This is a genomic window from Clostridium sp. (assembly GCF_051278035.1).
Lineage (GTDB): Bacteria > Bacillota > Clostridia > Clostridiales > Clostridiaceae > Clostridium_AD.
In genome coordinates, this window is sequence record NZ_JBNMNU010000263.1 from 1 (window position 1) to 3,992 (window position 3,992).

At 31.8% G+C, this 3,992-nt stretch carries 3 protein-coding genes; 1 reads left to right on the forward strand and 2 read right to left on the reverse strand.

The annotated features are described in order from the left end of the window. Together ltrA and ACJAX4_RS22485 are read right to left on the reverse strand one after the other, a co-directional pair. Positions 1-1,737, reverse strand: a 1,737-nt coding sequence (gene ltrA, locus ACJAX4_RS22480) for a group II intron reverse transcriptase/maturase (protein WP_435791673.1), incomplete at its 3' end; no start/stop codon positions are given. Between the two features lie 702 nt (positions 1,738-2,439). Further along, positions 2,440-2,913, reverse strand: a complete 474-nt coding sequence (locus ACJAX4_RS22485; protein ID WP_435791674.1) for a tyrosine-type recombinase/integrase — start codon at positions 2,911-2,913, stop codon at positions 2,440-2,442. A gap of 467 nt (positions 2,914-3,380) precedes the next feature. On the opposite strand from ACJAX4_RS22485, the gene ACJAX4_RS22490 reads away from it, so the two are divergent. After that, positions 3,381-3,920: a sigma-70 family RNA polymerase sigma factor gene (locus tag ACJAX4_RS22490; protein WP_435791676.1), complete on the forward strand. Its 540-nt coding sequence runs from the start codon at positions 3,381-3,383 to the stop codon at positions 3,918-3,920. The last annotated feature ends 72 nt before the right edge of the window (positions 3,921-3,992 follow it).

Sequence of the window (3,992 nt, forward strand, 5' to 3'; positions counted from 1 at the left end):
ATACTTATTGATGGTCTCTTGTTTGGTTGCATGTACTAATTTATGAGCATCGGTACTTAACCATACAAGGTTCTTATATTCATCAGTTCCACCTAAGTGTTTAGGTTTCTTGTGATGGCATTCCATTTTCCAAGGAATTAGAGAGGCTTTTGTTATGTAACATATCCCTCTTTGACCTGCCATAAGAGATAATCTATTGTCGTTATATTCGGTGGTATTGTTACCCATTTGGTTACGTAGTAAGTATTCTATATGCATAGAATATTTTCCACCTAAACTTGCATGGATATGCTCCCTACCTTCCTTTGTATAATTACATATTTCTCGCCTAAAGTTCATTGGAGGTTTTGTTCTGCAACCATATATTGGGAAAATAGAGACTCCGTGTATTGTATTTGGTTTCCCATTATAATCTCCATATAACCTATGGTATGTTTCAGTAAGACATAGTTTGTGTGTCATTCTGGCTCGTAGTCTAATATAAAAGGTCTTTAGGACTAAGAAATTAATTTTGTTGAAGTCAAGGTTAACATAGGTGGCACAACGGTAATAGTTGTGACTTCCTAAGATAATTGAGTTCAATCTGTTTACTTGTTGTGGTGTTATATTTCTTTGAATATTTTTAATCTGCCTTTTAATTTTTTGAGTTGTGCTTTTTATAGCCTTGTCACTCATATGGCTTTGGCACACGTATTTATTCTTTTTAGGCTTAGCCATAAGTTTAAATCCTAAAAACTCTGTATAATTTTTTCTAATGTTGGTTACTTTGGACTTCTCAGGACTTATATCTAAGTCCAATCTTTCTTTTAACCATAACCTTGTGGCATTAAAAATTTTCTGTGCTGTTTTATAATCTCTACAAAATATCTTAAAATCATCAGCGTACCTTACTACAAATATTTCTTTTAAGCTAGTTGTTTTTATCGCTCTATACTTATGTCTACAAGCATATTGATGTTTTGTTTCAAAGGTTTCCCATTGAGAACTTATCCACCAGTCCAACTCATTTAATACTACATTAGATAATAGAGGACTAATTATACCCCCTTGGGGCGTTCCTTTTGTGGGAATTCCTTCACCTTGTATCTCTGATTTAAGTATTTTACCAATGATGCTTAGTAAGCTCTTATCTTGTATACCTATATTCCATAATTGTTTTTTTAACTTTGCATGATTAACATTATCAAAGAAACCCTTTATGTCTATATCTACAACATGATGTAATTTAGATGCATTTATAAGAGACATACATCGACTAATAGCATGTTTTGTAGACCTATTTGGTCTGAAACCATAGCTATGATTATGGAACTTAGCTTCACATATTGGCTCTAATGCTTGAACAATACATTGTTGCATTATTCTATCATCTATACATGGAATACCTAAAGGTCTAGTTTTGTTAGAGCCTTGTTTAGGTATTTCCACTCTTCTCACACTTTTAGGGTGATAGTTTGCAAACTTGCTTTGTATAAGTTTAGTAAACTTATTACTATCCATAGCTTTAAAATAGGAGATATCTTTATTATCCGTTCCAACAGTAGTTGAACCTTTATTACTTTTAATATTCCTATATGCTAATTGGATATTTTGCTTCGAGGTTATATATTGCAGTAGATTGGTAAATCTTTTGCCTTCCTTAGAATCTTTATACAGATTGTCAAATACGTCTTGCATATTATAATATTCATTATTTCTTAACTTCTGTCTTTTCTCTAATTTAAAGTTTTCCTTCAAGTCAATTACTACCCCTCACGGTGTTTCATTTCTCTTAGTCTTACTCGAACCTTGAATTATTCAGTATTTAATTTTCAAATAACAATTTGTCTAGTGGCTATTGCTAGGATACCGTTACAGAATCCATTGTAGCTTTATGCCACCACTTTCACTTGGATTAAGATAAGTTATACGTGTGTTTTCCTTATCACTACTTCATGGGGAATAAACCCTCCGTATTCCAAGCTTCCCTTGTTCCGTTATTACTATCTTTATCATATATCCTTAGGTCATTGGTATAAGCCTTGTAAGCTTGATAATGCCTGTAACATTATATGGATTTTCATATAAGAAAATCTTACTCATCCACACTCACTAACACATATGTGTTATACCCATTTCTGAGTATTCACTATAAAGACCCGTACATTCCCAATTTCGTCAGTTCTTATGAACTTCCTAACCATAAATATTTTATAGACTCCCGGCCTATCATACACTCGACCACCTCTGGTTCGCTATTCGTGTAGGTATAATATTTCTTCTACTTACGGTGTACTCTCAGCCGACTTCACCGAGCTTCTAACCTTTAGGTGTTTATTCACCACCACGCTAGTCGGAGACTTAGAGAAAGCATTTCAAGGCGTTACCCTATCATTCTACTTTTTGTTATAACAGTTCTAATTTTTGAATTCAATCAACTAATTAGTCTAAGCTTTTCACTTAGAAACAAGTCGCACTTCGCATAGTATGGGTCCCAACTTCTCCGGATATTATATTTCCTTTAAAATCCCTCTCAACTATTCCTATCATTTCAGCAGCATAGTTTAATATATACCAGGCATGTTGGCGAGATATTGGATTATTTTTTGCTTTCTTACTACAAAACACATACATTTCTGGAACGACTTCATCTAAAGTATTCGCGTAGCCTTCAATAAGTTTACTTACTATGGACCCTATATAAAACTTTTTGGTTTTTGATGTTTTCTTTTCTGTGATAATTACATATTCTTTAGCTCTCATAGTTTTGAAGTTCATCACATCATCAAATGTTAATTTTAAAATATCACTTATTCTAAGCCCAACATTTATCCCCAAAATAAATAAAAGCTCATTTCGAAAACTCTGGTCTCTTAAATACGATCTCATAATTCTTATTGTTCTTATATCTCTTATTGGCTCTACAGCTTTCATTTTATCTCTTCCTCTCGTTAACACCTTGTTAAACATTTAACAAGCGTAAATTTCATAGCTTAGCTTGTAAAATATTGTCTTATACATTAGCTCTTTAGGTTGTTTTTATATCATACATTGTAAGAAATTAGAATTCCCAGTTCTTATATTACACAACAATTAAAAAATAGTCAATATGTCAGATTAGAGTCAATTGGTAATTTACATTTTTTTGCAAAGCTAGATATCAAGCCATTTTCAATCTGACACAACAAGCTTGTGTCAGATTAGCAATACATCTATAGAAATAAGTATATTGGTAATTTATGTAATTACATTTTTTGGAATTATTATTTATGAGCTGTTTTCTATTGATCGTTATTTTTTATACACCAATTTTAAAATAATTAAAAAAAATAAAAAATTATTTACCAATTATTGAAAAAAATGTATAATGGGTATGTAAATAAAAAAGGGTGGTGTTTATTCTGGAGAGTTTAGTTGAAAAAGCAAAGAATGGGGACAGAAAATCTTTAATGGATATTATTGAAAGATATAAGTTTTTAATAATTAGGTTAGCTACTAATTACTACATACCTTCTTATGAATTTGAAGACCTGGTTCAGCAAGGGTATCTTTCCGTTATAAAAGCAGTGAATCTTTATAAACTTGGTAGCAATACTTTTGATGGGTACTGTATACATTCTATTAGAACTAATTTTAAAGCTCTTTTAAAAGGAAAGATAAAGCACTACAGAGAAGTGCCCAATGCTGAGCCTGCACGTCAAAATGCAGCTGTGGAATATAGTTTCACCTTAGAGGATGAAGTGATCGCTTACGATGAAGTTAAGAGGCTTTATGACGCCTTAGAAAAACTAACCCCCTTTGAAAAGGACATTGTGGAGAGATTTTACCTTCTTCAGGAGAGTCTTAAGGAAATAGCTTGTGATGGTAAAGGTGACAATCATTATTATGACTACGTGCGGATTAAAAATAAAGCTTTAAAAAAACTTAAAAAATACATTTGAAAAATTTATAGAAAACAACAGAATGAATATATTGGATGAATCTTGCTTGCTAATAGAAATTAGTTTTTTTAT